This window comes from Burkholderia sp. Cy-637, from assembly GCF_011753175.1.
Classification (GTDB): Bacteria; Pseudomonadota; Gammaproteobacteria; order Burkholderiales; family Burkholderiaceae; genus Burkholderia; species Burkholderia gladioli.
Genome location: NZ_VWWC01000335.1, coordinates 1 through 2,594 on the forward strand (window position 1 = coordinate 1; position 2,594 = coordinate 2,594).

The 2,594-nt window shown below is 73.4% G+C and carries 4 protein-coding genes; all 4 read left to right on the forward strand.

Going from position 1 to position 2,594, the window contains the following annotated elements:
- Positions 1-174 precede the first annotated feature (174 nt).
- Genes F3J10_RS35180 through F3J10_RS35195 form a run of 4 tightly spaced genes read left to right on the forward strand, consistent with a single transcriptional unit; the run spans position 175 to position 2,566 of the window.
- Positions 175-1,053: a peptidylprolyl isomerase gene (locus F3J10_RS35180; RefSeq protein ID WP_167244008.1), complete on the forward strand. Its 879-nt coding sequence runs from the start codon at positions 175-177 to the stop codon at positions 1,051-1,053.
- Positions 1,054-1,061: 8 nt separating this feature from the next.
- Entirely contained in the window at positions 1,062-1,904 is an 843-nt protein-coding gene (locus tag F3J10_RS35185; protein WP_167244009.1) for a hypothetical protein, read from the forward strand.
- A 26-nt stretch (positions 1,905-1,930) separates the two neighbouring features.
- The gene (locus F3J10_RS35190; RefSeq protein WP_240155805.1) at positions 1,931-2,290 is read left to right on the forward strand and encodes a hypothetical protein; all 360 of its coding nucleotides are present in this window, start codon (positions 1,931-1,933) and stop codon (positions 2,288-2,290) included.
- A 54-nt stretch (positions 2,291-2,344) separates the two neighbouring features.
- The gene (locus tag F3J10_RS35195) at positions 2,345-2,566 is read left to right on the forward strand and encodes a hypothetical protein (RefSeq protein ID WP_167244007.1); all 222 of its coding nucleotides are present in this window, start codon (positions 2,345-2,347) and stop codon (positions 2,564-2,566) included.
- The last annotated feature ends 28 nt before the right edge of the window (positions 2,567-2,594 follow it).

Below are 2,594 nucleotides of genomic sequence, written 5' to 3' on the forward strand. Positions count from 1 at the left end.
TCCGCCGCGCTGCGCCCGCCTTCGCGCCGGCGGCATGAAGGCGGGCGCAGCGCGGCGGCACGGCGCGAGGCCGATGGCAAGGACCGCGGCGATCGCGATATTCGCGACGCCTGGCAGGGCAGCGGGCAGGACGGCAATTCATCTCAGGCAATCGAAAGCAGGCAGGAGCAAGCAATGAAGACATTGGCAATCTGGGTGGCCGCGCTCGGCGCGAGCCTGCCGCTGGCGGCGCTGGCGCAGGACGACGTGATCGCCAGCGCGGGGCAGGCGGCGGTGACGAAGACCGACATCGCGGCGGTCCTGAAGGCGGTCGGCCCCGACGGGCGCACGCGCCTCGCGGCCGATCCGGCCGCGCTGGACGGCCTGGTACGCGCCACGCTCGCCCAGAAGGCGGTGCTGGCCGAGGCGAAGTCGAAGGGCTGGGACAAGCAGGCCCAGGTCACGGCGGCCGTCGAGCAGGCGCGTACCGAGATCGTCGCGCGCAGCTACCTGGCCTCGATCAGCGCGCCGCCCGACAGCTATCCGAGCGACGCCGAGATCCAGGCGATGTACGACCAGAACCACGCGGCCTTCGTCGCGCCGCGCGCGCTGCATGTCGCGCAGATCTACCTGGCGGTCGCGCCGAACGCCGACGCGGCCACCGTCGAGGCGGTGCGCAAGCAGGCCGCCGATCTGGCGAGTCGCGCGCGCGGCGGCGATTTCGCCGCGCTGGCGAAGGCCAGCTCGCAGGACAAGGCGAGTGCGGCGAACGGCGGCGACATGGGCTTCGTGGCCGAGCCGATGCTGGTGCCGGCGGTGCGTCAGGTGGCCGTGACGCTCAAGCCGGGCCAGGTGTCGGCACCGATCCAGACGCCCACCGGCTTCCATATCGTCAAGCTGATCGAGACGCGGCCCGAGAGCCAGCGGCCGCTGGCCGACGTGAAGGAGCAGATCCGCACCGCGTTGCGCGCGCAGAAGGCGCAGCAGAGCGCGCAGGCGCACCTGGCCAAGCTGGCCGGCGGCGCGTCGATCGACGAGGACGCGTTGCGCCGTGCGCTCGCGTCGGTGCAATAAGGCGCGGCATGAGCCTGCATCGCGCCGCGCCGCCGACGGTATCCCGCGACGCCTCGCCGGAGCGCGGCGGCGCGCGAGCCGCCGCCACGCCGCGCGAGCGCGGCAGCACGGTCAATCCCTGGCCCTGGCCGGCCGGGGCGTTTCCGGCGCGCTGTCCGCTGTGCGGTGGCGCGCTCGAGCCGATGCCGGGCATGGAAGGGCGCGCGCGCCATCGCAGCACGCGCAATTCGGCGCGCTGCGTGCTGACCACGCGCCGCTACCAGCCCGACGAGCTGATCGTGCGCGGCGGCGGCGACGAGCAACTGGCCGAGCGCCAGCGCGCGCGTTTCCTGCAGCACTGGGAGCGCCACCTGCTGCTGGCGCGGCGTGTCTGGCCGAGCCTGACGCTGGCGCGCTTCACCACGCTGCTGGCGCTGGCCGACGTGCTCGGGCTCTGGTCGCATCCCTCGCTGCGCGAGGACGACCTGGTGGCCGTGCTGCTGGTGATGGCGGGTTTCATGCGGCTGCCGCAGGACGCCGCCGGCATGGCAGGCACGAATGGCGCGAGCGGCACGAATGGCACGAGCGGCGATGACGCGCCGCGCTGGGGCCGCTTCTGGTTCGACGCCTCGATCCGCGAGCTCGGCGATCTCTGGCGCCTGCACGGCGCCGCGCCGCCGCTGTTCCTGGTGCAGTACCGCGAGCCGGTCACGACGCCGTTCCCGACCGGCGCGCAGGTCTGCGGCTGGCATCGCGTCGAGGGCTTGCGCGCGGCCTGGCACGAGGCGGTGGTGGCGAATCCGCCGCCGCACGCGGCCGATCACGAACGCGCCGCGTTCGCGCGCTTCATCGCGCGTCAGCGCGCGCTCTGAGGCACGAGGCGACGGGAGGCGAGCGCATGGCGATCATCCTGAGGTGTCTCGCGGCCTGCCTGGCGACGATGCTGCTGGCGGCGGCGGGCACCGCGCGCGCGCAGGCGCCGGCGGCCGCATCGGCTGTCGGCAAGACCGTGTGCGTCGACGCCGAGGTGGATGGCGCCCGGGCCCTGTCCTACGACTGCCTGAGCCAGCAGCTCCAGCCACGGGTGGTGGTAGGCAACGCCGCCTCGGGCGCGGCTTCCGCACATCTCGCGACGCAGCCTTCGAATCGCGTCGGCACCTTCAATCTTTCGGCCGAGCGCAATCGCTTCGGCAGCAACTGGGGCAAGTCGGCGACGCCGCAACGGCCGGCGCCGCCGGTGGCGGTGCCGCCGCGCTGAGCGGCGGCGCGACGGCATGGCCCCACCTTCATCACGAGCAGCAGGAGTAGCGACATGGAAGCCAAGCTCAACCTCGATCCGGCGCGCAAGCCGGTTTGCGCGGAGCCCGTCGAGCGAGCGGCGCGACGCACGTTGAAGGGAGCGGCGGGCTGGATCGACTGGGACGACGTGCGCGATTGCCCCGGTTGGTGCCGTGGCGCGATCACGCTCGACGGGCGCTTCACGGTCGACGAGCTGCGCGCCTTGCTGCAGTTCGCCGATCGCCGTGGCCGCTGAGCGCGGCGGCGAACTGCAGCAAGGCGCG